Below are 26283 nucleotides of genomic sequence, written 5' to 3'. Positions count from 1 at the left end.
TGTCTTTTTATAATTGTTATTATTATGTTAGTGTATAATAATAACTATATATAACCATGTTATAACCCTTTTCGGGCTGGAATTCAAGCGGGAAATGGATGAAGTAAATTGAAGACTATAAAAGTGGATATGGACACATTTTCTATTGGATCTGTAAAGTTTATAATTATTGATAACGCTATCATAGCGGATCAAATGACGGGGGCGATAAGGTGGTAATCCGGATCATGATTGCGGATGATGAGGAAGTGATTCGCCGCGGGCTTGAGAAGATTGCTTCCAGAATGGATGTGGAAGTCAGGGTAATCGGCTCATACGGCAACGGGCTTGAGGCCTGGAACCATCTGCAGGAGCTAAGCCTGGAAGAGATCGATCTTCTTATTACAGATATCAAGATGCCAAGAATGGATGGATTCAAGCTGATTGAAGAGGCGAGAGCGCATCTCAAGCAGTTGCCAATAGCTGTACTGAGCGGCTTCAGTGAATTCGACTACGCCCGTAAGGCGATGCGCTTCGGTGTGCTTGATTATCTGCTGAAGCCCATTGATAAGGCCCAATTATATGATCTGCTCAAAAGCGTAGAAGCGACTAAGCAGACGCCTGCGGCTGCTCTCCCGGATGAAGTGCTGCATCAGCCTTCTGAAGGCGGGGAGCATTATGTGGTAGAGCAGATGAAGAGTATTCTTCAACTGGAATACGGGCTTAATTTCGAGCTTGAGCGGCTGGCTGAGGCCGTGGGAATGAATGCGAGTTATATCAGCAGGCTGTTCAGGCATAAGACAGGGCAGACCATTACGGACTACCTGATCGGCATCCGCATTGTGGAGGCCAAGAAGATGCTGCTCCATCATCCGGACCTGAAGAATTATGAGATTGCTGACAAAGTCGGCTACAGTGATCCGGTCTATTTCAATAAGCTGTTCAAAAAGATGTGCGGCATGACGCCCAAGGAGTATAAAGGCCGGTACAGATCATGATATGCGTCTCTTAGAATGATACGAACACATTTGCACTGCCCTTCACCTCCCCAGAGGTGATTGAGCAGTGTTTTTCTTTATTGTATTTTTTATATAACAAAAATAACAAATTGAAGACTAGAAAAAGCAATTGAAACCATCGTTTTGAGGGGTTATACGGTCTATAATTGCAATGTAAGCGATAACAAAAACGAATCCAAGGTGAAGACAGGATGATTTAAGTTCTGTTTATTGGAATAACGGATCATATTGTTATTGTTTTGTTATTAACCTATTTCGTTCTAAATGAAGAGAGGGGTCAGAAATATGATGAAAAAAACCAAAGCAGTTACCGGGTTGGCAGCGCTGACACTGATGGCCGGGCTGTTCTCCGGCTGTGCATCTGACAACAATAACGCCACTAATGCGGCAGCAACCAATGCAGGCGGCAACACAGGTACCACTGCGGAGTCAACAGCCGCTCCAGAGGGAGATGCCGCCAAGGATCTCAAGGGTGATATTACGGTGATTACGCAGCGGACGGATATCGTGGATACCGTGTTCAAAGACTACGCCGCCAAGTTCAATGAGAAATATCCGAATATCAAAGTGAATTTCGAAGCCTTATCCAACTATGAGGATCAGATCAAAATCCGCATGAGCACCAGTGATTACGGGGATGTTCTGCTGCTGCCAACCAGCGTAGCGATTAAGGATCTGCCGGACTTCTTCGAGCCGCTGGGTAAAAAGTCTGACCTGGAGCAGCAATATACAGGCCTGGAAGAGCGGACAGTAGACGGGATTTCCTACGGCATTCCGATTACGGTTAATTTCTCCGGCGTGATCTACAACAAGCAGGTCTTCAAGGATGCCGGAGTGACCGAGGTTCCAAGAACCTTTGACCAGTTCTCCGCCGCACTGAAGAGCATCAAGGAGAAGACGGATGCCGTCCCTCTCTACACGAACTATGCTGCGGGCTGGACGCTGACCCAGTGGGAAGCGGATCTGGCTACCGTTGCCGGAGACCGTGAATATGTCAACATCGGCCAGGTGGCCTCCGACGATAACTTCGTTCCAGGCCAGCCGCACTACGAGCTGTACAAGGTAATGTACGATGCGGCCAAAGACGGTCTGATTGAAGAGGACCCTACTACAACAGACTGGGAATCCTCCAAGGCAGATCTGGCGAACGGTAAAATCGGTACCATGATGCTTGGCTCCTGGGCGATCGGTCAGATCAAAGGGCTCGCTGCCAGCCCGGATGATATAGGCTTCATGCCATTCCCTACCAACGCCGACAAGATCCTGGTGCCTCTGTCTGACGACTATAATCTGGGGGTTAGCATTCACAGTAAAAACAAAGAGGCCGCCAGAGCCTGGGTAGACTGGTTCATCAATGAATCCGGTTATCCGACAGTGGAAGGCGGGGGCATGAGTCCGGTAAAAGGAGCCGAATTGCCTGAAATTCTCAAGCAATTTGCAGGCACTGACATTACCTTTGACACGCTTGCTCCAGCCAAAGCCGGTGAAGAGGGCTGGGTGGATGCCATTGATAAAGAAGCTGAAATCGGTCTCTGGCAGCCTGACTTCAAGAAAGTAATTATCGAGGCGGCGATTGGCAACCGCAAGCAATCCTATGATGACATTATGAAAGAACTGAATGATAAATGGAAAGCAGCCAGAGCCAAAATTGTGACTGCCAAGTAAATTAAAGAACAAAAGAAAGGGGAGATGCCGTAACGGCATAGTCCCCTTCACTTTTGCAGGGATGGAAGCGGACTTAAGAGCAGTAAGTTTTCTGGAGGTGTGGAGAGTGCCCAAATTGTCTAACATGAGCTATAAAAATCAACGGATTTTGATCATCTTTTTATTTTCGCTAGTACCCGTAGTTCTGCTGCTGACGTTCTCCTATTTACCTGTGTTTAAAATGTTTCAGTACAGCTTCACCAGCTGGAACGGGCTAAGCAAAAATATGGAGTATATCGGCTTTGACAACTACAAGACGATCTTTACCAAGCCGGAGTACTTCGCCGTATTCAAGGTCAGCTTGTATTACTTTTTTGCCACCTTTGTCCAGATGGGGCTGGCGCTTTATTTTGCCACGATTCTGAGCTTCAATGTCCGGATGAAGAACTGGTTCAAGGGGATTCTGTTCTTTCCGACCTTGCTGAACGGTGTGGCGATCGGGTTCATCTTCCTGTTCTTCTTCAAGCCGGAAGGCACTCTTAATACCATTCTTGATCTGCTTGGACTCGGGGCGCTGCAACAGAAATGGCTGCTGAATCCGCAGCTCATTAACATCTCTCTCGCTTTTGCCTCGGTATGGAGGTATATGGGGATGAACTTTATTATCTTCCTTGGCGCAATTTCCTCGATCGGCAGCGATATCTATGAAGCCTCGGAGATAGACGGCGCTAACCGCTGGCATCAGTTCCGGCATATTATCATCCCAAGCATCAAGCGCATCCTGCAGCTCAATCTGATCCTCGCGGTCAGCGGGGCGATCGGTGTGTTTGAGATTCCGTACGTGATGACCGGCGGCTCCAACGGCAGCGGCACTTTTGTCATCCAGACCGTCGATGTGGCCTTCAAATACAGCAAGCTGGGGCTGGCTTCTGCAATGGCTGTGGTACTGCTTGGTATTGTGGTGCTTGTCACGATCTTGCAGCGCATTCTGATCAAGGAGGAGAAATAGAGCGATGCACACCTTCAAATATAACGTGGCGGCCTTCTTCAAATATCTCTCCCTGGTGCTGGGTGCGCTGATGGCGCTGATCCCGATTGTCGTTGTTTTCTTCGCCTCCTTAAAGACCAATGCCGAATACGCTTCAACCGGTCCGCTGACCCTGCCCGAGAACTGGCTGAATTTCACCAATTACACCAAAGCCTTCGTAGACGGGAACATGCTGCTCGGCTTCATGAACACGATCATTATCGTCCTTATTTCCATTGCGGGCGCTACGCTTACCGGCTCGATGATGGCTTATATTCTGGCCCGCTTCAAATTCAGAGGCAGTAAGGCGCTGATGGGGGCTTTTCTGCTGGCTACGCTGATTCCCGGAGTAACTACACAAGTAGCAACTTTTCAGATTATCAATGCTCTGGATTTGTTCAATACCCGCTGGGCGCCGATTCTGATGTATCTGGGGACCGATATTATCGCTGTCTATATCTTCATGCAGTTCCTGGACTCGATCTCTGAATCGCTGGATGAATCCGCAATGCTGGATGGTGCCTCCTACTGGACGATCTACTGGAGAATCATTCTTCCGCTGCTGAGTCCGGCCATTGTGACGGTGATCATCGTGAAGGGTGTTAATATCTACAATGACTTCTATACCCCGTTCCTGTATATGCCAAAAAGCAGCCTGCAGGTCGTTTCTACCGCACTGTTCAAATTCAAAGGACCCTACGGCTCCCAGTGGGAGGTTATCTGCGCCGCGATTATGATCGCCATCATTCCGACGCTGATCGCGTTCGTAGCGCTGCAAAGATACATTTATAACGGCTTCGCCCAAGGGTCGGTCAAATAAAGCGGCAAGCCGGGGAGCAACACACCACCGCAGCGGCTGCTGCAACTATCATTGGAGGGATTCTATTATGAGAGAAGTTAAACTGACGGCCAGCCAAAGTCTGCCGAATATGCCTTGGCAGGACAGACCTGCCGGGAATGACAATCCGGTCTGGAGACATAGCGATAATCCGGTGATCAAGCGCAATCCGGCGAAGGGGGTCGCCCGTATTTTCAACAGCGCGGTGATCGCTTACGAGGGCAGCTTCCTGGGAGTCTTCCGTGTGGAGGATCACACGACCCGCCCCCATCTGCGGATGGGCCGCAGCGCGGACGGCTTGGACTGGATTATTGATGAGCAGCCGATCCAATTCAAGGACGAGGCAGGCCATCCGTATATGCCGCGTTACGCATATGATCCCCGTCTGGTGAAGGTGGAGGATACGTATTACATCATCTGGTGCACGGATTTCTACGGGGCAGCGATCGGCGTTGCCAAGACACAGGACTTCAAGCACTTCGTCAGTCTGGAGAATCCGTTCCTGCCGTTCAACCGTAACGGTGTACTGTTCCCGAAGAAAATAGGCGGCAATTTCGTCATGCTCTCCCGTCCAAGCGACAGCGGACATACGCCGTTCGGCGATGTCTTCCTCAGTGAGAGCCCGGACTTCGTGTATTGGGGCAAGCACCGGCATGTTATGACCAAGGGCGGACAAGGCTGGTGGCAGAGCACCAAGATCGGCGGCGGACCTGCGCCCATTGAGACCTCGGAAGGCTGGCTGATGTTCTATCACGGGGTTACCGGGACCTGCAACGGTCTCGTCTACAGCATGGGCGCTGTGATTCTGGATGCAGATGAGCCTTCGAGAGTGAAATACCGCTCCCGGAACTTCGTGCTGACCCCGGAAGAATGGTATGAGGAACGAGGCTTCGTCAACAATGTACTCTTCCCTTGTGCTGCGCTCAGCGATGCGGATACCGGCCGGATTGCCATCTATTACGGGGCTGCGGACACCTATGTCGGCGTTGCCTACACCACTGTCCAGGAAATCGTCAATTACGTTATCGAGACTCATGAAGAGGTTGGCGATGATGCCGGTCCTGGCAGAATGTAAGCCGGAATCCTCTGCCCGCCATTGACGTAATTTGCTGCATACAACAAAATCACAGCCACCAAGGAGCTGATGGTATATCATGAATAGGGTCATGAATACCAAGAATACATAGAATCTGGCGGTGGTTTTTTGAGCAGGTCAACAGTTCGGAGTACCTCTATTCTTTCTCGGCTGCATCCCTCCAAGTCGCTGGGGATGCGGCTCTTTCTGGTTTTTTTCATCGCGACCATGGGAATTGTGCTGTCTCTGGGTTATATTTCTTACGCTGTGGCCAGACATATGATTGAGAACAATGCATTGTCTGCTAATCAGCAGACTGTGGAGCAGACGGCTGAGAAGCTGGATGTCGTCCTGCTGCGCTATGAAGATAATCTGGGTCAGCTGTTCTACAATGAGGATATTCAGCAGGCGGTCGCACTGGCAGGCCCTGCTGCCGCAGATTCTGCGAAGCGTACAGAGCTGTCCACGACGATTAACGGGGAGCTCGATCAATGGCTCTCGGCTGTACCCGGCGTGCAGGCAGTGTATCTGGTTCCGCTGGATGAAGCGTTGCCCGCAGCCGGAGCTGGTGAAGTGGATAATGATTTCCTAGCGGCTATCCGTGATGCAGCATGGTACAAGCAGCTGCAGGAGAAGCCGCAGAGCCGGTGGATTACCGAAGCGTTGAAGCAGGGAGAGGCTGAAGGAGTGGTGCGTTTCGCTAAGTCTGTGGCGGCGGAAGCGGGTCACACCGGTTATCTGGCGGTCTGCGATATTAAGAGTACAGAGCTTGACAGCCAGCTGAAAATGGTTGATCTGGGTCAGGGTTCCTATATCCAGTTGCTGACTGCCACAGATGAGCTTATTGCCTCTTCCCAGCAAGAGGAGACGGACACCTATCTGCGCCTGGGGGGAACCCTGTTCAAGGGATTAAGCGACACCTCCGGCTCCCTGCCGACCAAGGATGAGAAGGGCAAATCCATTCTTGCGGTCTACGGTACGCTGCATACCTCCGGCTGGAGACTGCTCGGTGTGGTGCCTTCCGGCAATCTGACCAAGGATGCGGGACGGATCCTTAACACAACCTACATAGCGGTGGCCGCCGCTGCTGCCGTTGCCGTACTGATAGGACTCTGGATGGTACGGATGGTCTCACGTCCGCTCTCACGTCTGCGGGATCTGATGGTCAAGGGGGCAGATGGGGATCTGCGCGTACGCACCGATGTCGTCACCCGTGATGAGATAGGCCAGCTGTCCGGCTCCTTCAACCTGATGATGGAGCAGATTACAGAGCTGGTCGTCCACACCAATGAGACCGCGCGTGAGGTTACGGAAGCAGCGGAAGCCCTTGGCAATGCCTCGCGGGACACAGCGGTGGCAGCGAAGGATATTGCCGCAGCCACGGAAGAGATTGCCGGCGGTGCCGGCAGCCTCTCACTGGAGGCGGACCGGGGTAATGAGATGACGGCTCAGATCTCGGAGAAGATGGAAGCTGTCATTGCAGTAGCCCATGAGATTGGCGGAACTGCGCATAGCGTGGAGCAAGCCAGTGCGGAAGGGGTAGTCAAGCTGCAGGAGCTGCTGGGCAGAACGCAAGAGACTGGCGACAGGACAGGCAAGCTGGTCCTTAAGGTGAATGAGCTTAAGGATACCGCCTCATCGGTCATTCAGGTGCTGGAGGTCATGCAGAGCATCACCCAACAGACCAATATCCTGTCGCTGAACGCCACTATTGAAGCGGCGCGGGCAGGCGAAGCGGGCAAAGGCTTCACGGTTGTCGCCGATGAAATCCGCCAGCTGGCGGAGCAGTCCAAGCGTTCGATTGCCGTGGTGGGCGAGATCACGGACCGGATCATGCGGGATATGCATGAGACGGTAGACGCCTTGTCCGAGGTTGCGCCGCTGTTCGGGGAGCAGATGGACTATGTTCAGAACACCAGTGAGATCTTCATTAGTGTACAGGGGCAGATGCATCAGCTGATTACCAGGCTGGATTCGGTATCTACTTCGATTGACGGCCTGAACCACTCGCAGCAGGTCCTGTCAGAGACGATAGGTAATGTCAGCTCATTCGCCGAAGAATCCTCGGCCGCCTCTGAAGAGGTAGCCTCCCTTACCGGAGAACAGGAGAATGTAAGCGAATATCTGGTTACCCTCTCCAGTAAGCTGGAGAATGCCTCCTCCAGACTGCGGGAGCGATTATCCAAGTTCAATGTATGAGCCTAACTTCTTCAGACCGCTTTCCTTTATGGGAAGCGGTTATTTTGCTTTTAGAGCTGGGTATACTAGTACAGCATCAGATTTAAAATGGAGGACTCGGTGTAACGAACGAGGGAGCTCATATTCTGGAAGGAAGCCACCTTTAGCAAGTAAAGAACCCCATGGATTAAACTAAATATTCAGTTTGTAACGAACCATGAGAGATAAGTGTATTCGGTGCAACTAAAAACAGTTAAAAGGAAGGCCTGCCTCTCCTAACTGTATTCCATACAACTAAATTTGCCCGAATGGGCGAAAATCCAGGTATAGAGGCATTTTAATTGCACGAAATACAACTAAACAGAGATTCGGCGGCATATCCGGCGATTTAGTTGTACAGATTGCAATTAAGCCTCCCCCTTGGAACCTAATCGGGGCGCTGCTAACCCTCAGCAAGCAATTAGTTAAAGTGATTCTCACACTTTTAAATCTGATGAGCTGCTAGTAGCCAAGGTTTTTCAGTCCACTGGATGGAGGAATAGCAATTTGCACAAGCTGATTCATACACGCATATTTTGGGGATGCCTGATCCTGTGTATGCTGCTGGCGGGCCTGATGATCAGGCTGGCCTGGGTACAGCTGCTGCTGAAGGATAGTGTAGTAAGCGGTACCCGTTACACAGTAGCTCAGATGGCAGAGCTGCAAAGTGAACGGGAGACGGTGCTGGACAGCGGAAGAGGACGGCTGTATGACAAACACGGAAGGGCGCTGGCTGGAGAGACGGTCTGGACCGCTGCACTGTTCCCGCCGGAGGAAGAGCTTCAACGGCATCATGGTGCAGGTGAATATAACGATGACCAGCAGCTTCACCGTCTGGCGGAGATTCTTGGCGTCAGCTACAGCCAGCTGCAGGCAAGACGGCTGGGGCTGAAGGAGCCGTTGCTCTGGCCTTCCGGCCAAGGCACGGGGCCGCTGGCCCTGACCCTGCCGCAGGCCAGAGAAGTGGAGGCGCTTGCGATTGAAGGTGTCCGGGCGCTGCCTTTTGCCCGCAGATATAACGGTTCTGCATCCGGCCGACAGTGGCTCGGCTATCTGTCTGAAGCTTCAGGCGAAGCTGTCACTCAATCCCCTACAGGACTGAGAATTCCAAGAACCGGCACAGACGGGCTGGAGAAGACGCTGGAGCCGCTGCTGCAGGGCGTGGGGCACACGGAGGCCGTTGCCCAGGTTGATGCGCGCGGCAAACGGGTTCCGGGAAGCCCGATCACAGTCAAGGCGCCGGGCAACCCCTATTATCCGCTGTCACTATATACCACAATTGATCTGAAGCTTCAGGAGAGCATTGAGCAGCTGGCGGCGGAAGCCGGGGTGAAGGAAGGGGCGATTGTGGTAATGGACAGCCGGAGCGGTGATATCGCAGCGATGGTCTCCTTGCCGTTCTACAATCCGCAGCAGGTCTCACCGCAAGGGGGAGAATGGAACAACCGTGCTCTTCAAGCGGCCGCTCCGGGCTCCATCTTCAAAATTGTTACGGCCGCTGCCGCACTTGAAGCCGGGCTCACCACACCGGAGGAGCCTTTCTTCTGTGCAGGAGCATATGGGAAATACGGATTGTCATGTCCCCACGGCAAAGGACACGGCGCCCTTACGCTTAAGCAAGGGTTCGCCGTGTCCTGTAATACTGTATTTGCTACGCTGGCCGAGCGGCTGAGCGGTCTGAAGCTTCAAGCTACCGCCCTTGCCCTTGGACTGGGCCGGAGCATCGGGTGGCAGGCGGAGAATACGCTCGGTCTGCCGCTGCTCCGGCCGCTGGCCGGAGAGCAGCCGGGAACCATCTTCACCACGCTCCTGCCGGATGACGGCGGGGCGAGAGTCCAGACGGCGATCGGCCAGCGCGATGTGCGAATCACTCCGCTGCAGGCGGCGAATCTGGTCGTCACACTGCTGCATGGCGGTGAGGTGAGAGCGCCGCGGATTCTACAGCGGGTTGCTTTTGCCAATGGACAGACGCTTAAGGAGCTTCCGGGACATCTGGCGCCAGCGCCGGAGGGGCGGATCGCTCCGGCCACTGCCCGTGTGCTGCTGGGCATGATGCGCAGTGTAGTCACAGAGGGCACAGGCCGGATGCTGAAGCCTGCAGCTTGGCCGCTCGCCGGCAAATCAGGCACGGCCCAGACGCTGGTGCATGGCACGCCGCGCAACAATCAATGGTTCATCGGCTATGGTCCGGTTGACCATCCGAAATATGCGGTGTCTGTGGCGATAGAGAATGTGGCTCCAGACAGTCCGCAGGCCGCCACCCGCCTGTTCGGTCAGGTGTTCGAGCTGTTGTCGGGGCTGGAAGGCGGATCAACCGGGGTCTGAGGGCCTGGACCGGCAGGCTGCTCATTAGACTCGGCATTCCCGGCAGGACTGCTGCTTACGGGAGCGCCTGCCGTAGAGGTTCCCGAGGCCGCGAAGGGCGAGACGACGAACTCCTCCTGCGGCAGATAGATCCACTGCTGGAGATATCCCTGCTGGAGCAGCTCCTTGAGGAGAATCAGCAGAATCGGCGACAGAATGAGTCCTGCTATCCCGAACAGGGAGGAGGACAGAATCACGAAGGAGAGCATCAGGAAGGCAGAGGAGACACCGATCGAATTCCCTGTGATTTTGGGCTCCAACAGCTGTCTAACCACCATTACTACAGCCAGCAGAACGATGAGCCCGATAGCAAGCGAAGTATTTCCAACAATGAACAGATAGATGATCCAAGGGATCAGCACCGCAGGTACCCCGAGCAGCGGCAGCAGATCGACCACGGCGCAGACCAGCGCGATGGTGAGTACATTGCCCGTCCGAAGAATCAGCAGGCCAGCAAGAATAATGACGAAGGTGATGCTGATCAGGATCATCTGTGCTTTGATATAAGAACCGATAGCCTTGAATACATTTCCCTGCAGGAAGGCGTAGGCCGTCTTGAACGTTTTCGGCAGCTTCTCGTGGGCAATTCGGCGCCAGTCCTTAATCTCCATGCTGAGGAAAAAGGCGAGAATGATCGCAATCCCGAAATTAGCCATAAAGGAAGAGAAAGAGCCAAGCACTCCGACCATATATTTGAAGAAGGCGACCATCCACTTCGAGAGAATATTGGTGGCATCTGTGAAATAACCGTTCAGCTTATCTGTCACATCGGATGGAAGTGAATCGATTTTGTGCTGAAGATAGGTCGTAGTCTCTGCGAAATGCTGCTGGACCACATATGTATATTTGGGCAGATTATTCTGGAGGTGAATCGCCTGGGTCGTAATCAGCAGTCCGGCACCGAACAGGACGCCCAGCAGGATGACCAGGAAGAGTACCACGGAGATCGCGGAGGCGAAGGGCTTGGCCATTCCCTTGCGGTTCAGGAAGCGGGCCAGCGGCTCAATCAGCAGAAATACAAAAAAGGACAGGAACACCGGCGCAGCCAGCTGGTACAATTTACTGAAGCCGAGCATCACTAAATATACGGTTAGAACAAGCAGCCCAATGTCGAAAAAGGTGCGCCAATATTTTCTGTACAGCGGCAGCATAGATTTAAACGACCCCTTTGTGAAGATGAATTTGTAACCTGCACTTCAACTCATTGTACACGATTTTAATAAAAAACGTCTATTTCTTTGGCAGCTGTGTTAAACTAGGAGGTGATGTTTTTTAAAGCTGTCGCTTCTACTCACTCTACTTGGCCGTATCACATCTATCTCCTAACAGACGTAAGGCGAGCCAAAGTCAACTCTGGAAAAGCGGTGATTGTACATGCAGACTTTGCTGCTCTGGCTATTTTATATCTCAACCTTTTATGCTTTTATTCCCGGTATGATCAGCCGTTTATTTGGTTATCGTGTCTTCCGTAAAGGAATTGGGCGTACAGATTACGGCCTGACCTTTGATGACGGGCCAGACCCGCATTATACACCGTTGCTGCTCGATCTGCTTAAACGCTACGATGCGAAGGCGACCTTTTTTGTCGTTGGCTCGCACGCGGAGCAGCACCCCGAGATCATCAAGCGAATGCATGACGAAGGGCATTTGATCGGAATTCATAATTATGTGCACAAAACGAACTGGCTGATGCGTCCCGCCACGGTGAGGAAGCAGATTGACCGGACGGACGAGATCATCTTCTCCATTACCGGCGAGCGCAGCACGTATTACCGTCCTCCTTGGGGAATCGTGAACCTGTTCGACTTCTCCAAACGCCGTCAGGTGCAGATTGTGCTGTGGTCGGCGATGTTCGGCGACTGGAAGGAGAAGCTTGGAGCGGAGAAGCTGACCGAGAAGCTTATTGCGAAGCTCGGCCCGGGGGAGGTGCTGCTGCTGCATGACTGCGGTACGACGATCGGCGCTGATCCGAATGCACCGGAGCATATGCTGATTGCGCTGGAGCGGATGTTGGCCGAGGCCGAGCGGCGCGGACTGCACAGCGTCCGAATTGACGAGATGATCAAGGCGGTGCAGCGCTCCCCGATCACGCATTTGTCCTTCGGCAAGCGGCTGCTTGTCGGTTTATGGCTGGGCTGGGAGAAGCTCTTTCAACTGCTGTTCCAGATCAAGACAATCTCGCAGGAAGACCCGTTCCTGCATTACCGGCTGCGCAAGTACCAGGGCAGAACGGTCCACATGGATAATGGCGAGACCTTAAGCAAGGGCGACAAGGTGATCGAGCTGCATTTCGATAACAGGCAGCTATTCGAGCTGGGAGTTCATTCCCGTTCCACTGCCCAGCTTGCGATCCGCCTGATCCGCCGGATGGAGAAGGATCTGCCGGTGCTGGCCGAGCGGATTTGCGGTGATGTGGAGCTAGCTGAAGCCAAAGCGCTCTACGGAGTCAGCATGATCAACCGCGGGCCGGAGAAGTTCGGCTTCATCGTACTGGATCTGCCCAGCGGACTGTTCGCCAGCAGCACCAAGTTCTACCTTAGTATTCTCATGAGTGTGATTCATCCGTCAGGCGGCGCAAGACTTAAGGAACGCAGTGACCAACTGGTACCCAAGATGATACTGATGCCGGTATCGCAGCTTCTGGACCAGATGAACCGTCAGCTTCCGCACAAGCATGTGGAGCGGGTACACGAAGAGGAACGAACGCTTGAAGCTGAGCTTCCCGGAGCAACGGTAGTTCATTGACGACGAAGCATACGCAGTTTAACGCACTTATATTGATTACAATCTCCGCTGGCCTATTTTGGGCTGGCGGTTTTTTAGTTCCTGCACATGATGCAACATTCTTCTCCTCAAAGCTTCAATTCCTGCAGCAAAAAGAGCAGCACCAACCGAATTTGCGGTTGGTGCTGCTCATATCATCATAACATTTGCTTAAGGCTGCGGCTCTAACGATTAGATCTTCAGCACGCCGCCCTTGCTTGCATTGGTAACCAGCTTGGAGTAACGGGCCAGATAACCGGTCTTCACCTTCGGCTCGAATTCTTTCCAGCCCTGGCGGCGGACCGCCAGCACTTCCTCGTCAACCAGCAGCTCGATCTTGCGGTTGTTGAGGTCCAGCTCAATGATATCGCCATCCTCTACAAAAGCGATCGGTCCGCCCTCAGCCGCTTCCGGCGAGATATGGCCGATGCTGATCCCGCGGGAGGCACCGGAGAACCGTCCGTCCGTGATCAGGCCGACCTTGGCGCCCAGGCCCATACCGACGATCTGCGAAGTCGGCGCCAGCATTTCCGGCATGCCCGGTCCGCCCTTCGGACCTTCATAACGGATAACGACTACATGGCCTTCTTTGACCTTGCCGTTCGCGATACCTTCCAGTGCTTCTTCCTGAGAGTCGAAGCAGATGGCAGGTCCTTTGTGATAGCCGCCAACAGAAGCATCCACGGCACCCACCTTGATGATGGAGCCTTCAGGAGCCAGGTTGCCGTAGAGTACAGCCAGTCCGCCAACTTGGGAATAGGGGTTGTCGATGGTATGAATAACAGATGTATCCTGGATCTCATGGCCAGTTACATTCTCGGCCAGTGTCTTGCCGGTAACCGTCATGCAATCGCCGAAGATTGCGCCCGGCTTCTTCAGTAATTCGTTCAGCACGGCGCTTACGCCGCCCGCCCGGTCCACATCTTCGATGAAGATATCGGAGGCCGGAGCCAGCTTGGCCAGGTAAGGAACCCGGTTGGCTACTTCGTTGATGCGTTCCAGCGGATAATCGATTTCGGCTTCCTGAGCAAGTGCCAGGGTATGCAATACGGTGTTGGTCGAGCCGCCCATTGCCATATCCAGCGCGAAGGCATTGTCCAGCGATTCCTGGGTTACGATATCACGCGGCTTCAGGTCCAGCTTGATCAGCTCCATGAGCTGGGTTGCTGACTTGCGGACGAAGTCTCTGCGTTCTTCGGCTACGGCCAGGATGGTGCCGTTGCCCGGAAGCGCAAGGCCCATAGCTTCAGCCAGACAGTTCATGGAGTTGGCAGTGAACATGCCGGAGCATGATCCGCAGGTAGGACAGCCGTATTGTTCGAGTTCGAGCAGCTCAGCATCGTTGATCTTGCCGACCTGATGCGCGCCAACGCCTTCAAATACAGAAGTGAGGGAGAGCTTCTTGCCTTTGCTGTCTACGCCGGCCTTCATCGGCCCGCCGCTGACGAAGATTGTCGGGATGTTGACGCGCAGTGCGCCCATCATCATGCCCGGGGTGATTTTATCACAGTTGGGAATGCACACCATACCGTCGAACCAGTGCGCGGATACTACCGTTTCCAGAGAGTCGGCAATGATCTCGCGGCTTGGCAGCGAATAACGCATACCGATATGACCCATGGCAATCCCGTCGTCAACGCCGATCGTGTTGAATTCGAATGGAACCCCGCCGGCTTCACGGATGGCTTCCTTCACGATTTTGCCGAATTCCTGCAGATGCACATGACCCGGAACAATATCGATATAGGAATTGCAGACCGCGATGAACGGTTTGCCGAAATCCTCTTCTTTAACGCCTGCTGCCCGCAAAAGGCTGCGGTGAGGAGCGCGGTCGAAGCCTTTTTTGATCATATCTGATCGCATTTTCTTGTTTGCCATGATGACTTTTCCCCCTAACAATATTGGTAAAGCGAATATAGTGCCGCATTAACGCATTGCAATCCCGAAATATACGTACCCTGCGGTGATTGGTTACGAACGTTAATAGAGAGTCTATCACAAAAATCCTGTTTTTTCTACCGGGCAGTGTGAAGTTTGTCGGGGGGTCACGCATGTAAAGTCTGGGCTAATATACAGAAAGAAGCCTATTCCGTATAGGATAGACTTCGGCAAATTGATATAGAATGCCAGCTTCATTCTATAGAGAGCGCCGGATGGCGGCACGCTGCAGGGAGAGCATCCACTCTACGGACGGCTCCACGAGCGGGTTCAGCAGACGTCTGACCGCAGGCTGGGCGAGCAGCACTGTACATCCTACTGCACCGGCGAGCAGCAGCGCTGCTCCGGCCGGGTTGCCGATATAGGTATACAATCCGGAAATCACCGCCGTGCGAACCACAAAGCCATGCAGCAGAAAAACATAGAGGGTCCGGCGTCCCAGGCCGGTCATGCGGCTTAACCCGTAAGGCACCAGGCCCAGAAATGCCAGAGAAGCGATGAATTGCAGGCCATAGACCGCGAGCCGGAACAGACCCGCGTACCATTCATGGGCGCCAAGCTGCATATAAGTCATACTGCCGTATAGCCAGCCTATGGGGAGATTACTGCCAAGCAGGCCGATAGCAAGGAGCAGCAGGAGCGAAGCGGCGGCGGCGAAGCTTTTGACATACCGCTGATACAGCTTCACGAAAGCCCCGAAGGAGAAATGGTACCCGATCACAAAAAAAGGTAGATAGACAAAGGTGCGGCTGATGCTGAACCAGATCCCGTCCAGTTGCAGATAACCTACGGCCACCCCTGCGGTAACAGCGAAGGCCAGCTGGGCGCTGCGGGTCCAGCGGCTCATGCCCAGCATCAGCAGGCGCCAGCAGATGTGGCTGGCCAGGAACCAGAGCAGCAGATAAGGAGCGAAGAAGGAATGCTGTATATTATTTACATGAAACAGGGAGGCGTCAAGTAGGGAGTAAAGGCTCTGAAAAATAACATATTGCAAGGCAATCTGCAGCAGGACTTTGCGTCCTGGCGCTCCGTGTAAGCTTGAACGGGCGAAGTATCCGGTTACCAGCACAAACAGCGGCATATGAAAACTGAAGATCCATTGGTAAAGCGTGTGAAGTCCGCTCATTTCTTGAATCAGGGGTTCGATCGCATTGGCCACAAAGACAGTTACAATAAGCATGAAGCGCAGATTAAGAAAAAAGGTCTCTCCGCGCGTGTTAAGCGGGCTTTCCCCGGTCATGACGTAACCTCCAATGAAATTAGGGTTTGCGTAGGGTTCGATACTTTAATTTTAAAATACATGATTTCCGGACAATAAATTGTGAAATACATCACAATAGTAAGCGCTATCATTGGAAATGGATAGGGCCAGATGTGGCGAAGTCTTGAAGGTTGTTTGAATTCACCGATTCCCTTATAATTTTCAGTATGCAGGAATCGGGAGTGAACACTAATGAAAAAGAATATAATCAGACGCCGTGTGCTTATTGGAGTGGTGTTGGTTCTACTGGTGGCGGGGGTGTTTATATGGAGATATCTGACCCCGTATAAGCCGGAGGCACGGGCTGAAACCGCTCTGATCTCTGCCGGGGGAGTCACTGTAGAGCAGAATGACAACTGGATCTCGTTCGAGCCCTCAGTGGTGCTCGGCACCGCCGTAATCTTTTATCCGGGAGCACTGGTCAAGGCAGAAGCATACGCGCCGCTGGCCCGTAAAGTTGCCGCTGCCGGTCACCCGTTCTACATTGCCAGAATGCCGCTTAATCTGGCTGTAATCAAAGGGGATGCCGCCGAAGAGATTATCCGCGTGCATCCGAAGCAGTCCTTCGTCCTGGGCGGACATTCGCTCGGCGGCGTAATGGCTTCACGCTTCGCTGCCGATCATGCCGGCCAGCTGGAAGGCGTTTTTTTTCTGGCCTCGTATCCCGATGAGAAAGGCAGCCTGAAGGACACCACGCTATCCGTCTTGTCTGTGATTGGCACGCAGGATGAAGTCGTAGATCAGAAGAGCTATAACAAAGGGCGTTCCTATCTGCCGGGCAATACCGTATATGTGTCGGTTGACGGCGGTAACCATGCCCAATTCGGCAGCTATGGCGCGCAAAAGGGTGACGGGACCGCTACGATTACCGAAGATGAACAGCAGACGCGGACCGTCCGGGCGATGCTGGACTGGCTGGGGAATCTGCGCCAGAGCAAATGAACAACGAATACCTGAAGTAATATAACTTATGCGGAAGGAGCGCTGGAATGCCTGTATTGCACATCAATGAACTCTCCGTTCCCGTAAGCGGCATCCTGTTCGATAAGGACGGCACGCTGCTTGATCTCCTGGCCACCTGGGGTAGCTGGGCCGAACTGGTGCTTGAGGGGCTGGGCAGCCAGCTGACTTTAATGGGCAGCAGACCCGTTACGGGAGCCGATCTGGCCCCGGTGCTGGGGACGACGCATGATGCTTCCGGACGAATTACCGGTTATGATCCCGCCGGTCCGCTCTCGATGGCAACGGCTGAGGAATCCACCGGAATTCTGGCCTGGCAGCTCTATACAGCAGGTCTTCCATGGAATGAGGCGGTGACGCGCGTGAATGCCATCTCCAAGGAGGCCATGAATGAGCTTCGCCGCCGCCGTACGGCTGTACCCATGCCGGGAGTATTGCCATTCCTGGAGCAGTGTGCCGCCGCTTCCCTGAAGCTTGGCGTTGTGACCTCTGACAATCTGTCCACTACCCGTGAGCATCTGGAATGGCTTGGCATCTCCGGGTACTTCGGGGCGGTGGTTACCCGCGACAGGGTAAAGTACGGCAAGCCTGCACCGGAGATGGCCGAGAAGGCCTGCCGGGAGCTGGAGCTGCGTCCCGAAGACACAGTGATTATCGGTGACAGTAATGCGGATATGCAGCTGGGCCGTGGGGCGGGACTGCGCCTTGCAGTCGGGATCTCACCGGACGGAAGGACAGACCATCTGCTGGATGCGGATATTGTGGTATCCGGCTATCCGGCGCTCCGCTTAACAATCTGAATGCATTACGAATGAGGTACAGAGAGGACAGGTGTAGATTATGGAACAATTACAGCTACTGGCTTCCTGGATTCAAAAAAGCAATAATATCGTCTTTTTCGGCGGTGCCGGAACATCGACGGAGAGCGGCATCCCGGACTTCCGTTCGGCAGCCGGTCTGTATCAGACACAGCACAACTCCCCCTATCCGCCTGAGGTGATGCTCAGCCGCAGCTTTTTTATGTCCTCGCCGGACATTTTTTTTGATTTCTACCGCAGCAAAATGATTCATCCCGGAGCGAAGCCGAACGGGGCCCACCGGCTGCTCGCGGATCTGGAGGAGAGCGGGAGGCTGAAGGCGGTCATTACGCAAAATATCGACGGCCTCCATCAGATTGCCGGCAGCCGCCGGGTTCTGGAGCTGCACGGCTCTATCCACCGCAATCACTGCATGGGGTGCCAGCGCTATTACGGCCTGGAGGAATGGCTGGAGCAGGAAGGCTCTGTGCCGCGCTGTGAGGACTGCGGGGGCATCATCAAGCCGGATGTGGTGCTCTATGAGGAAGCGCTCGATCATGAAGTGCTGGTTGAAGCCGTGGATGCCATTGCAGCGGCGGATCTGCTGATCATCGGCGGTACCTCGCTTACGGTTCATCCTGCCGCAAGCCTGGTTACTTACTTCAGGGGACAGCATACTGTATTGCTTAACGGCGAGCCTACCCCGTATGACGATCAGGCAGACCTGATTATAACAGAGCGGATCGGAGAGGTGCTGGGTAGAGTGCAGGGACTGCTGGGTTAACGCCCAGTCAGTCTTTTTTTATAGAACAAGATTACTTATGAGGCCGTGTGTTTAAAGAAGGGTATTCACAAAAGAGATACGAGAGGCAGGGATATAACATGGTATATGTGGCTAGTGATGAACGGTATGAAGGAATGCGTTACAACCGCACCGGCAGGTCAGGTCTCAAGCTTCCAGCCATCTCACTGGGCCTGTGGCATAATTTCGGCGGCATTGATGCCTTTGAGAATGGCCGCGGGATGATTACCCGTGCCTTTGATCTTGGAATCACCCACTTCGACCTGGCGAATAACTACGGGCCTCCGGCAGGATCGGCGGAAGAGCTGTTCGGCAAAGTGCTGGCCCGGGATCTCGCGCCGTACCGTGACGAGCTGGTGATCTCGACCAAGGCGGGATATACGATGTGGCCCGGCCCTTACGGGGACTGGGGTTCACGTAAATATATCCTGTCCAGTCTGGACCAGAGCCTGAAGCGGCTGGGACTGGACTATGTGGATATCTTCTATTCCCACCGTCCTGACCCGGATACCCCCATGGAAGAAACGATGGGAGCGCTGGATCATGCTGTACGCTCAGGCAAGGCGTTGTACATCGGCTTGTCCAACTATACAGCGGAGCAGACGCAGCAGGCTATTGCGATCCTGAAGGAGCTGGGCACCCCGCTGCTGATTCATCAGCCGAGGTATTCCATGCTGGACCGCTGGATTGAAGGCGGGCTTCAGGATGTGCTGGAGGAGCATGGGGTGGGCAGTATTGCCTTCACTCCGCTGGCGCAAGGTCTGCTGACGAATAAATATCTGAACGGCATTCCCGGAGATTCCCAGGCAGCCGGACCTTCGGTAGCGCTGAATGAGAGCCGGATTACGCCGGAGGTGCTGCGCAGAATCCACGCGCTGAACCAGATGGCCGTAACGCGCGGCCAGAGTCTGGCCCAGTTCGCCCTGCTCTGGACGCTGCGCGGCGGCCGGATCACCTCGGCGCTGATCGGCGCCAGCCGGGTCAGCCAGATCGAAGAGAATATCGCCGCGCTGTCCCACAGTGACTTCACTCAGGAGGAGCTGGACCGGATCGAAACGATCCTTAAGACAGAGGAGTGAAGCTTAAGGCGCTCAGCCTATGAGTTGCCATAAGGTCCGGCTTCCATAAATAACAATGCAAGCAGCCCGCTTCCTGTTCAGGAGACGGGCTGTTGCTCTAGGCGATACAGCTATTTCTCTCCAGGGTTCACTGTGGCCTGGCGGTAAGCGGTGGGGGACTGGCGGTAGAAACGCTTGAATTGCCGGGAGAAATACAGGGCATCGGTCAGTCCGACCGATGCCGCTACCTGCTCCACGGACAGCTCGGGACGTTCACGCAGCAGCTGGCGCGATTTCTCCACCCGCAGCTTCAGCAGGTAAGTGACCGGAGAGAGCCCCGTCTCCTGCTTGAAGATGCGGGAGAGGTAAGCACGGTTATACCCCAGAGAGCCGCACATCTGTTCAATCGAGACCGGATGGGCATACTGAGAAGCCATGTAGTGAATCATCTGCTTCACCGTCCGCTTGATCTGTGATTCCGCACCCGGCAGCCGGGTGGAGGAGACCAGCAGCTCCGCCGCTTCGCCGGCGATAAGGTACAGATACCCCAGAGAGGTCAGGGCGGCACTCTCCTTATTGGCATAGAAGGCGGACATCATCCCGGCAAGCGCTCCGGGTATTACACTGCCGCCTGCGGTAGACAGCACCGGGGCGAGCGGCGCGAAGCCCGCCTGCTCCGCAAGCTGTCCGGCATCGCCGCCGGTGAAGGCGGCCCAGCGGTAACGCCAGGGCGCCTGCTGATCCGAGATGTAGCTGACCAGCTGGCCCGGGTGGATCAGGAAGCAGTCTCCGGCTCCCAGCTCGTACGTATGCTCCTCTGTCCGGAAGACCCCGGAGCCTGATTCAATATAATGGAGCAGATAGTAATCGTAGATCTTGGGACCTGCCTGATGCAGCGGGAGGGTCTGGCTCTCTCCCGCAAAGAGTACATGCAGCAGCTGCTTATCGTAATAGACAGGATTTGATCCTACTGAATAGGTATGTTGCATTGCAAGCCGCCTTTCCTGAGCAGAACGCTTCTAAAACTAAGTGTATAGGGAGCGCCGGTTCACTTTTCCTTATACCGAGTATAGTCTCTTCAGAGACGAAAGTCACATTTGTCCATATATTGCACACATGATTGCATTATCAGGGCAAGTCTGATTTTATTATAATGTAAGCATGAAGGACGCAAGCTATAATCCACAGTCCCAGCACAAGCAGCGAAAGGATGGAGTGTCAATAATGAGCATACAGGAACTTAACAGTACATTTATCAAGAAGTACGGGGAGAGCGGGGAAGCCGCGCGGGTATTCTACGCACCGGGCCGCGTGAATCTGATCGGAGAGCATCTGGATTATAACGGAGGTTATGTTTTCCCGGCAGCCCTGGACTTCGGAACCACCCTGATTGTGCGCCCGCGTACAGACGGCAAGGTTCAATTCGCATCCACGAATTTCCCCTATGAAGCTTCTATCGACTTCAGCGACATCGGCGCAGCCAAGACCGGCGAATGGGTGGACTATCCGGTCGGCGTAATGGTGGAGCTGGCTAAGAAGGGTCACCCGGTATCCGGGGGCTACGATCTTTTGTTCCATGGTGAGATTCCTAACGGCTCGGGCTTGTCCTCTTCCGCTTCGATCGAGGTAGTGACCGGCTTCGCCTTCCTGACGCTGCTTGGCGGTGACACAGATACGGTGGAGATCGCCCTGCTGTCCCAGCGCGCGGAGAACCAGTATGTCGGCGTGAATTCCGGGATCATGGACCAGTTCGCTGTAGCCAATGGCAAGCGCGACCAGGCCATCCTGCTGATGTGCGATACGCTGGAATACAGCCTGGTCCCATTCGTAACGGGCAGCTATAAGCTGGTCATCGGCAATACGAACAAGAAGCGCGGTCTGGTGGACTCGAAGTATAATGAGCGCCGCAGCCAATGTGAAGAGGCACTCGCTATTCTGAAGCAGGAGGTTCCGTCCCTGTCCTATCTGGCTGAGGTGAAGCCTGAGCAGTTCGAGCTTCTGCAGGACAGAATTACGGACGAAACCGTCAGACGCCGGGCCCGCCATGTAGTGGAGGAGAATCAGCGTGTGCTTGACTCGGTGGAGGTGCTGAAGAACAATGATCTGAAGCAGTTCGGCCTGTACATGAATGACTCCCATGTCTCCCTCCGCGACCTGTATGAAGTCAGCTGCGAGGAGCTCGATGTGATGGTGGAAGAAGCGCAGCGCATTCCCGGCACACTGGGATCACGGATGACGGGGGCCGGATTCGGGGGATGTACGGTATCGCTGGTACACGAGGATGATGTGCAGCGGTTCATAACGGAAGTTGGAGAAGCCTACAAGAACAGAACCGGCCTGACCGGCGAATTCTATGTATGCGGCATCGGCAACGGCGTGGAAGAATTGAAAGGAGTGAAATAAGATGGCGATTCTGGTAACGGGCGGCGCAGGATACATCGGTTCACATACAGTAGCAGAGCTGCTGGACCGCGGGGAAGAGGTTGTGGTGATTGACAATCTGCTGACAGGGCACCGTGAGGCGCTGCTGGGCGGCAAGCTGTACGAGGGCGACCTGCGCGACAAGGCGCTGCTGGCGAAGCTGTTCTCCGAGAATGAGATCGAAGCGGTGATTCACTTCGCAGCCAGCTCCCTGGTGGGCGAGAGCATGAAGGACCCGGTTAAATACTACGACAACAATGTGTATGGAACGCAGTGTCTTCTAGAAGCCATGCAGCATGCCGGTGTGGATAAAATCGTCTTCTCCTCCACTGCCGCCACCTACGGCGAACCGGAAAAGGTGCCTATCGAAGAGACCGACCGCACCGAGCCTGCCAATGTCTACGGCGAGACCAAGCTGACCATGGAACGCATGATGGCCTGGTTCGACAAAGTGCTCGGCATCAAATACGTAGCGCTGCGCTACTTCAATGCCGCAGGCGCACACGCCAGCGGCAAGATCGGCGAAGACCACCGTCCGGAGAGCCATCTGATTCCGCTGGTGCTCCAGGCTGCGCTGAAGCAGCGCGAGAATATTGCAGTGTTCGGGGAAGACTATCCGACAGAGGACGGAACCTGCGTACGCGACTACATCCATGTCAGCGATCTGGCGGATGCGCATGTCCGTGCAGTCACTTATCTGCGCAGCGGCAGTGCAAGCAATATCTTCAACCTAGGCAACGGTCTGGGCTTCTCTGTGAAGCAGGTCATTGAGACTGCGAAGAAGGTTACCGGCCTGGACATTCCGGTTGTGGTTCAGGACCGCCGCGCTGGAGATCCGGCAGTACTCGTCGCTTCCTCTGACAAAGCCCGCAAGGTTCTGGGCTGGGACCCGCAGCATGCCGATCTGGAAGGCATTATTCAGAGCGCCTGGAGCTGGCACTCTGCCAATCCGCAAGGATACGGGGAGTAAGAAGCAATTCTGCTTGTTGCCCGAAGGTGAAATAGACAGAATGCAAAGCGCCGCATAAGGCACCATAGAAGGAGAAATGAAATGCAGAACGATAATAGTACGGCTGCTGCCGCTGAGAAGGCGCTGTATGCGATTGAACAGCTGGTTCTGTTTGCCGGACATACGGGACTTATTCAGCCAGCAGATGTGGATTACAGCCGCAATGAACTCCTGGACCAGTTCGGCTTCAGCGAGCCGTATCCCGGCGAGTTCACTGAAGGTCCGCTGGACAGCCCGCAGGCCCCGCTGGACCAGCTGATTGATTACGGGTTCAGTCTCGGGCTGATCCCGGAGAATACGGATACGTACCGCGACCTGCTGGATGCGAAGATTATGGGCCTTCTGATGGCCCGCCCGTCTGAGGTGAATGCGGAGTTCGCCGCGATCCAGGCGGCACAGGGCATTCAGGCGGCAACGGACCGCTTTTATAAGCTGAGCATTGATTCCAACTATATCCGTATGGACCGTGTAGCGAAGAATGTGTATTGGCTTCAGGAGTCGCCGTACGGGGATATTGAGATGACGATCAACCTCTCCAAGCCGGAGAAAAGTCCGAAGGAAATCGCCATGGCCCGGCTGCTTCCGCCTCCGGTCTATCCGAAGTGCCAGCTCTGCCGCGAGAATGTCGGCTATGCCGGCCGGGTCAATCACCCGCCGCGTCAGAACCTGCGCGTGATCCCGCTCTCGATGAACAGCGAGAAGTGGTTCTTCCAGTACTCGCCTTATGTCTACTATAACGAGCATTGCATTGTGTTCCACCATGATCATGTGCCGATGAAGCTGACGAAGGATACGCTGAAGCGTCTGCTTAGCTTCGTGGAGGCCTTCCCGCATTATTTCATCGGTTCGAATGCCGATCTGCCGATTGTCGGCGGCTCCATTCTGACGCATGACCACTTCCAGGGCGGACGGCATACGTTCCCGATCCAGAAGGCACCCAAAGAGGACACCTTCACACATGCCTCGTATCCCGGCGTCCGCTTAAGCACTGTGAAATGGCCGATGTCCGTGCTGCGGATGCATGCCGAAGATCCGGCGGTGCTGCTGGAGGCAGGCAACCATATCTACGAATCCTGGAAGACCTACAGTGATCCGGCCGCCGAAGTGCTGGCGTTCAGTGAAGAGGACGGCGGGAGCGTGCCGCATAATACCGTTACCCCTATCGTGCGCCGGGCAGAGGACGGCGGCTACGAGATGGATCTGGTGCTGCGCAACAACCGGACCAGCGAAGAATATCCCGAAGGGATTTTCCACCCGCACCGGGAGATGCACCATATCAAGAAGGAGAACATCGGCCTGATTGAGGTAATGGGCCTGGCGATTCTGCCGGGGCGGCTCAAGGAAGAGCTTGACGCCATCGCTGGCATATTGGCGGGCGACACTGCGCTTCTCGGAGATGTCCAGAGCCAAGGCCAGGAGCATCCGCTGGCGCTACACACTTCATGGATTACCGAACTGGTAAGCCGCTTCGGCACCTCCTTGAACCGAGAAGAAGCGGTGAAGACCATCCAGAATGAGGTGGGTACGAAGTTCACTCACATTCTGGAGCATGCCGGAGTCTACAAACGCACGCCGGAAGGACAGGCGGCTTTCCGCCGGTTCCTGAACAGCAGCGGTTTTAACTAAGTCTGGATAGGTTTTGAGCCCGTTTCATATTTCATAAGTTATCGCCCTGCCGGAGTACCGGCGGGGCATTTCTGCGTGCCCTGCTGTGGAGAAATCAGCGATTTGAATGCGCCAGGCTGGAGGACTATAATAGACAGTGCTTCACATTCACATAATCATGGAGGTTTACCCATATGCGCAAGTTTGAATTTTATAACCCGACCAAGCTTATTTTCGGACAGGGAACATTGCAGGCACTCCGTACCGAGGTGCCGAAATACGGTAAGAACGTACTGCTGATGTACGGCGGCGGCAGCATCAAGCACAGCGGCTTGTACGATAACGTCATTGCCGAGCTGGCTGCGGTTGGTGCCGTAGTTACCGAGCTTGCCGGAGTGGAGCCGAATCCGCGTCTCTCAACGGTACATAAAGGTGTAGCGTTGTGCCGTGAGAATCAGATTGACCTGATTCTTGCCGTTGGCGGCGGCAGTGTGCTCGATTGTGCCAAGGCGGTGGCCGTCGGAGCGAAATATGAAGGGGATATGTGGGACTTCGTAGAACGCAAGGCCGCACCTCAAGGTGCGCTTCCACTGGGAACCGTGCTGACAATGGCAGCCACCGGCTCCGAAATGAACAACGGCTCGGTCATCACCAACGAAGTGACCCAGGAGAAAATGGGCTGGGGCAGCATCCATGCCTATCCGGCCTTCTCGATCCTTGACCCGGAGAACACCTTCTCCCTGCCGCGCGACCAGACGGTGTACGGTATGGTGGACATCATGTCCCATACGCTGGAGCATTATTTCCATACAGACAGCAATACGCCTTTACAGGACGGCTTCTTGGAGACTCTGCTTCGTACCGTGATTGAGACGGCTCCTAAGCTGATTGAGGATCTGAACAACTACGAGCTTCGCGAGACTATTATGTACTGCGGGACGATGGCGCTGAACGGAATGGTCAGCATGGGCTTTGCCGGTGACTGGGCTACGCACAACATTGAGCATGCTGTATCCGCTGTGTATGATATTCCCCACGGCGGCGGCCTGGCAATTCTCTTCCCGCAGTGGATGAGATATAACCTCAGCACGAATCCTGCCCGCTTCCGCCAGCTGGCTGTGAACGTGTTCGGCATTGACCCTTCCGGCAAAACCGATGAACAGACCGGCCTCGAAGGCATTGAAGCGCTCCGCCGCTTCTGGGATTCCATTGGCGCTCCGAAGACGCTCGGCGATTACGATATCGACGACAGCGAAATCGGCAGCATGGCCGACAAGGCGGTCCGCTTCGGTCCGTTCGGCAACTTCCGCAAGCTGGAGCGTCAGGACGTAGTTGAAATTTATAAGCTGGCTTTGTAAGTCAGCCATCGACAGTACAGCCGCTTCCCGTCTAAGGGGGCGGCTTCTTTGGTCTGTTAATTTTCCCGCTTCCGGCATACATTAATGAGAGCAATACCCAACTTTGTGAAACCAAGGGCATGACAGTTGCGTTTATACTAGTATGACA

At 54.3% G+C, this 26283-nt stretch carries 20 protein-coding genes; 16 read left to right on the top strand and 4 right to left on the bottom strand.

The features are described 5' to 3' along the window. The first annotated feature begins 212 nt into the window (after positions 1 to 212). The 7 genes from MKY64_RS18590 (at position 213) to MKY64_RS18560 (ending at position 10124) form a co-directional block, all read left to right on the top strand. Entirely contained in the window at positions 213 to 977 is a 765-nt protein-coding gene (locus MKY64_RS18590) for a response regulator (RefSeq protein ID WP_340954955.1), read from the top strand. A gap of 309 nt (positions 978 to 1286) precedes the next feature. Then, the gene (locus tag MKY64_RS18585) at positions 1287 to 2663 is read left to right on the top strand and encodes an ABC transporter substrate-binding protein (RefSeq protein WP_340958119.1); all 1377 of its coding nucleotides are present in this window, start codon (positions 1287 to 1289) and stop codon (positions 2661 to 2663) included. 106 nt (positions 2664 to 2769) lie between these two features. Further along, on the top strand, positions 2770 to 3651 hold the full coding sequence (locus MKY64_RS18580; RefSeq protein ID WP_036722590.1) for a carbohydrate ABC transporter permease: 882 nt from the start codon (positions 2770 to 2772) through the stop codon (positions 3649 to 3651). Positions 3652 to 3655: 4 nt separating this feature from the next. Next, positions 3656 to 4489: a carbohydrate ABC transporter permease gene (locus tag MKY64_RS18575; RefSeq protein ID WP_340954953.1), complete on the top strand. Its 834-nt coding sequence runs from the start codon at positions 3656 to 3658 to the stop codon at positions 4487 to 4489. Between the two features lie 67 nt (positions 4490 to 4556). Beyond that, positions 4557 to 5582, top strand: a complete 1026-nt coding sequence (locus MKY64_RS18570) for a glycoside hydrolase family 130 protein (protein WP_340954952.1) — start codon at positions 4557 to 4559, stop codon at positions 5580 to 5582. Between the two features lie 129 nt (positions 5583 to 5711). Next, positions 5712 to 7781, top strand: coding sequence for a methyl-accepting chemotaxis protein (locus MKY64_RS18565; RefSeq protein WP_340954951.1), 2070 nt, complete (start codon positions 5712 to 5714; stop codon positions 7779 to 7781). Positions 7782 to 8306: 525 nt separating this feature from the next. Beyond that, entirely contained in the window at positions 8307 to 10124 is a 1818-nt protein-coding gene (locus MKY64_RS18560) for a peptidoglycan D,D-transpeptidase FtsI family protein (RefSeq protein ID WP_340954949.1), read from the top strand. Here MKY64_RS18560 and MKY64_RS18555 read toward each other — a convergent pair. After that, positions 10073 to 11314 carry an AI-2E family transporter gene (locus MKY64_RS18555; RefSeq protein ID WP_340954947.1) on the bottom strand — a complete coding sequence of 414 codons (1242 nt, stop codon included), beginning with the start codon at positions 11312 to 11314 and terminating at the stop codon, positions 10073 to 10075. The two genes, MKY64_RS18560 and MKY64_RS18555, sit on opposite strands and share 52 nt — an antisense overlap. A 223-nt stretch (positions 11315 to 11537) precedes the next feature. Between MKY64_RS18555 and MKY64_RS18550 the strand changes: the two genes are divergently transcribed. Then, the gene (locus MKY64_RS18550) at positions 11538 to 12908 is read left to right on the top strand and encodes a polysaccharide deacetylase family protein (protein WP_036722582.1); all 1371 of its coding nucleotides are present in this window, start codon (positions 11538 to 11540) and stop codon (positions 12906 to 12908) included. A gap of 210 nt (positions 12909 to 13118) precedes the next feature. Here the strand turns inward: MKY64_RS18550 and ilvD are convergent, their stop codons facing one another. After that, complete coding sequence (gene ilvD, locus MKY64_RS18545; RefSeq protein ID WP_036722581.1) at positions 13119 to 14804, bottom strand: dihydroxy-acid dehydratase; 1686 nt, start codon at positions 14802 to 14804, stop codon at positions 13119 to 13121. A 259-nt stretch (positions 14805 to 15063) separates the two neighbouring features. After that, positions 15064 to 16104 carry an acyltransferase family protein gene (locus MKY64_RS18540; RefSeq protein WP_340954945.1) on the bottom strand — a complete coding sequence of 347 codons (1041 nt, stop codon included), beginning with the start codon at positions 16102 to 16104 and terminating at the stop codon, positions 15064 to 15066. A 213-nt stretch (positions 16105 to 16317) separates the two neighbouring features. Between MKY64_RS18540 and MKY64_RS18535 the strand changes: the two genes are divergently transcribed. The 4 genes from MKY64_RS18535 (at position 16318) to mgrA (ending at position 19763) form a co-directional block, all read left to right on the top strand. After that, positions 16318 to 17067, top strand: a complete 750-nt coding sequence (locus MKY64_RS18535; protein WP_340954943.1) for an alpha/beta hydrolase — start codon at positions 16318 to 16320, stop codon at positions 17065 to 17067. A gap of 47 nt (positions 17068 to 17114) precedes the next feature. Next, positions 17115 to 17885 carry an HAD family hydrolase gene (locus MKY64_RS18530; protein WP_340954941.1) on the top strand — a complete coding sequence of 257 codons (771 nt, stop codon included), beginning with the start codon at positions 17115 to 17117 and terminating at the stop codon, positions 17883 to 17885. A gap of 40 nt (positions 17886 to 17925) precedes the next feature. Then, positions 17926 to 18666 carry an NAD-dependent protein deacylase gene (locus MKY64_RS18525; RefSeq protein ID WP_209878430.1) on the top strand — a complete coding sequence of 247 codons (741 nt, stop codon included), beginning with the start codon at positions 17926 to 17928 and terminating at the stop codon, positions 18664 to 18666. A gap of 98 nt (positions 18667 to 18764) precedes the next feature. Further along, the gene (gene mgrA, locus MKY64_RS18520; protein WP_340954939.1) at positions 18765 to 19763 is read left to right on the top strand and encodes an L-glyceraldehyde 3-phosphate reductase; all 999 of its coding nucleotides are present in this window, start codon (positions 18765 to 18767) and stop codon (positions 19761 to 19763) included. Between the two features lie 110 nt (positions 19764 to 19873). On the opposite strand, the gene MKY64_RS18515 is transcribed toward mgrA, so the two are convergent. Then, a complete protein-coding gene (locus MKY64_RS18515) occupies positions 19874 to 20731 on the bottom strand; it encodes an AraC family transcriptional regulator (RefSeq protein WP_340954937.1) in 858 nt (285 codons plus the stop codon). Between the two features lie 235 nt (positions 20732 to 20966). On the opposite strand from MKY64_RS18515, the gene MKY64_RS18510 reads away from it, so the two are divergent. From MKY64_RS18510 to MKY64_RS18495, 4 genes are all read left to right on the top strand, one after another. Next, entirely contained in the window at positions 20967 to 22145 is a 1179-nt protein-coding gene (locus MKY64_RS18510; RefSeq protein WP_340954935.1) for a galactokinase, read from the top strand. Between the two features lies 1 nt (position 22146). Further along, positions 22147 to 23133 (top strand): UDP-glucose 4-epimerase GalE, encoded by a 987-nt coding sequence (gene galE / locus MKY64_RS18505; protein WP_036696662.1) that lies wholly within the window; start codon positions 22147 to 22149, stop codon positions 23131 to 23133. A gap of 81 nt (positions 23134 to 23214) precedes the next feature. Beyond that, entirely contained in the window at positions 23215 to 24798 is a 1584-nt protein-coding gene (locus MKY64_RS18500; protein ID WP_340954933.1) for a UDP-glucose--hexose-1-phosphate uridylyltransferase, read from the top strand. Between the two features lie 173 nt (positions 24799 to 24971). After that, entirely contained in the window at positions 24972 to 26135 is a 1164-nt protein-coding gene (locus MKY64_RS18495) for an iron-containing alcohol dehydrogenase (protein WP_340954931.1), read from the top strand. Positions 26136 to 26283: the final 148 nt, after the last annotated feature.

It is taken from the genome of Paenibacillus sp. FSL R7-0210 (genome assembly GCF_038009085.1).
Classification (GTDB): Bacteria; Bacillota; Bacilli; order Paenibacillales; family Paenibacillaceae; genus Paenibacillus_AQ; species Paenibacillus_AQ silagei.
The sequence above is the reverse complement of the archived record's forward strand: the minus strand, read 5'-3'. Positions and strand labels throughout refer to the sequence as shown.

Bases quoted from the DNA above. Each gene is read 5' to 3' on its own strand.
- MKY64_RS18510 (WP_340954935.1), top strand. From the start codon at position 20,967: ATGAGCATACAGGAACTTAACAGTACATTTATCAAGAAGTACGGGGAG.
- MKY64_RS18530 (WP_340954941.1), top strand. From the start codon at position 17,115: ATGCCTGTATTGCACATCAATGAACTCTCCGTTCCCGTAAGCGGCATC.
- MKY64_RS18540 (WP_340954945.1), bottom strand. From the start codon at position 16,104: ATGACCGGGGAAAGCCCGCTTAACACGCGCGGAGAGACCTTTTTTCTT.
- MKY64_RS18525 (WP_209878430.1), top strand. From the start codon at position 17,926: ATGGAACAATTACAGCTACTGGCTTCCTGGATTCAAAAAAGCAATAAT.
- MKY64_RS18575 (WP_340954953.1), top strand. From the start codon at position 3,656: ATGCACACCTTCAAATATAACGTGGCGGCCTTCTTCAAATATCTCTCC.
- MKY64_RS18515 (WP_340954937.1), bottom strand. From the start codon at position 20,731: ATGCAACATACCTATTCAGTAGGATCAAATCCTGTCTATTACGATAAG.
- MKY64_RS18555 (WP_340954947.1), bottom strand. From the start codon at position 11,314: ATGCTGCCGCTGTACAGAAAATATTGGCGCACCTTTTTCGACATTGGG.
- MKY64_RS18495 (WP_340954931.1), top strand. From the start codon at position 24,972: ATGCGCAAGTTTGAATTTTATAACCCGACCAAGCTTATTTTCGGACAG.
- mgrA (WP_340954939.1), top strand. From the start codon at position 18,765: ATGGTATATGTGGCTAGTGATGAACGGTATGAAGGAATGCGTTACAAC.
- ilvD (WP_036722581.1), bottom strand. From the start codon at position 14,804: ATGGCAAACAAGAAAATGCGATCAGATATGATCAAAAAAGGCTTCGAC.
- MKY64_RS18500 (WP_340954933.1), top strand. From the start codon at position 23,215: ATGCAGAACGATAATAGTACGGCTGCTGCCGCTGAGAAGGCGCTGTAT.
- MKY64_RS18550 (WP_036722582.1), top strand. From the start codon at position 11,538: ATGCAGACTTTGCTGCTCTGGCTATTTTATATCTCAACCTTTTATGCT.
- MKY64_RS18585 (WP_340958119.1), top strand. From the start codon at position 1,287: ATGAAAAAAACCAAAGCAGTTACCGGGTTGGCAGCGCTGACACTGATG.
- galE (WP_036696662.1), top strand. From the start codon at position 22,147: ATGGCGATTCTGGTAACGGGCGGCGCAGGATACATCGGTTCACATACA.
- MKY64_RS18570 (WP_340954952.1), top strand. From the start codon at position 4,557: ATGAGAGAAGTTAAACTGACGGCCAGCCAAAGTCTGCCGAATATGCCT.
- MKY64_RS18535 (WP_340954943.1), top strand. From the start codon at position 16,318: ATGAAAAAGAATATAATCAGACGCCGTGTGCTTATTGGAGTGGTGTTG.